Genomic DNA, 1,942 nt, shown 5'->3' on the forward strand with positions numbered 1-1,942 from the left:
ACCCGCCAATTTCTTCGAGGGTGAGGCCGTTCTGGCGCATGGCACGAGCAGGTTGCGCCATCCTGTGGAGCGCTTGGGCCGCCTCGAAGGCCGAAGGCGCCCGCAGGGCCATCAGGAGGGAGGTATACTCGAGGGCGGCCAAGCTCGTATCATCCGGCAAGAGCCGCAGGACGGCCTCGCGCTCCGGCGCGTCCGAAACGTTGTAGAGCTCGCAGAGCAGGACGAGCATGATGATGCGATCAATGGGTGCGAGGCGTTCCGGGTCCGGCAGGATGCGCTGGAGAGGTTCAGACAGCTCCAACCCGTCGGGTAGCAAGATCAAAATGGGGGCCGGCAAGGGTAGCGCTTCGCTGATGCGATTTTCAAAGGCGGCCTGCATCGCCTTGGAAATTTCCCCTGTGTATTGGGTGTCAGGCTTGCAGAGCTGGAGGACCGGTCCGCTCGGACGGTGCGGACTGCGCGTGTAGACCTGCACGTTCGAAGGCACCACGCCATGTTTCAGAAGATACTCGATGAGGGTCAGCTCGCGCGGCTTGATGCCGGCCCACATGGTTACGCCCCCAGGGCGCAGAACCCGATCCTGAAAGCTTTCCTCGGGTCCGAAGCTGGCGGCCATGCGAATGAGCATGAGGAGGCGGCCAGAGTGGGTGGTTATGATGCTGCGTTCCGTCCGGGAAGACCGCGTGCCGCCGCTGTCGCCATCCCAGACCTCGACCGGGGCGACGGCTTCACTGTCGACGCTTTCACTCAGGCGTCGGATCAGGGTGACGGCATATGGCAGCCAAGCGGGAGGATAGTCATCGGGGGGAAGGGTATTGATCATATTGCGCTCCTTGAGACGGGCGCGCCCTACTCGGTACGGCCACCGGGCACAACCCCCAAAAATGATCTCAAGCCATTGAATTATAAGGTTTTATTTTCGCAAATCCAAAGATGCGGGGGGGGAAGGATCGTATTGTTCGGACGTGATGCCGTAAGGCTNTCATTGAATTATAAGGTTTTATTTTCGCAAATCCAAAGGTGCGGGGGGGGGGAAGGATCGTATTGTTCGGACGTGATGCCGTAAGGCTCTTTGTTTCATTGGCGCAGCCGTGCCGTCGACCGAGACTGGCTTTATGACAAGAAGAACAGGAAGAAGGATTTTCGCATTCTGGCGCAACGACCATGACCTGGCCTCACCTAGCGCCACATCCTCGCGGCGATGTCTTTCTCCTCTTTCCCGACNTCTTTGTTTCATTGGCGCAGCCGTGCCGTCGACCGAGACTGGCTTTATGACAAGAAGAACAGGAAGAAGGATTTTCGCATTCTGGCGCAACGACCATGACCTGGCCTCACCTAGCGCCACATCCTCGCGGCGATGTCTTTCTCCTCTTTCCCGACGGCATCGGCGTAGATCGCCGTTGTGCTGAGCTGGGCATGGCCGAGCCAGCGCTGCAGCATGTGCAGCGGCACGCCCTGGACGGTCGCATGCACGCCAAAGCCGTGACGCAAGCCCTTTGGGCTGCGGTGCGGCGCATCGGGAACACCCGCCTCGATCATGACGCCCTTCACGATCTGCCAGACCCGCACCCGGCCGAGGTTCCAGATCGGCTGCGCCGCTTTCTTCCGCGAGCGCTGCGCCTCGCGAATGCCATGCGCGGTGTTGAGCGTGTCGAGGAATTCCGCCGGCACCGGGACGGATCGGAAGATCACCTTCTGCCGCCCGGACGCATCCTTGCGCTTCTTCAGCGACCGGAGCGTGATGCTGCCGCCCGAGAGGTCGATGCGGGCCGGGGTGATCTCCAGAAGCTCGGACGGCCGGCAGCCGGTCCAGTGCAGCATCTCGCAAAGCGTGCGGTCCCGCGCGGGCTGGCGCCGGGCCGCGGTCAGGAAGGCGGCGCGCTCCTCGGCGTTCAGATAGAGCCGGTTTCCGGCGGGATCATGCAGGCGCATTTCGGACATG

Annotated in this window: 1 protein-coding gene and 1 pseudogene; both read right to left on the reverse strand. The window is 61.8% G+C overall.

Features of this window, described 5'->3' with window-relative positions; genetic code table 11:
• Nucleotides 1-823: pseudogene (locus VK682_RS27140) on the reverse strand (hypothetical protein); the annotation flags it as partial.
• Nucleotides 824-1,335: 512 nt separating this feature from the next.
• Nucleotides 1,336-1,942, reverse strand: a 607-nt coding sequence (locus VK682_RS27145) for a tyrosine-type recombinase/integrase (RefSeq protein ID WP_089852573.1), incomplete at its 5' end; no start/stop codon positions are given.

It is taken from the genome of Salipiger marinus (genome assembly GCF_035481585.1).
Taxonomy (GTDB): Bacteria; Pseudomonadota; Alphaproteobacteria; order Rhodobacterales; family Rhodobacteraceae; genus Salipiger; species Salipiger marinus.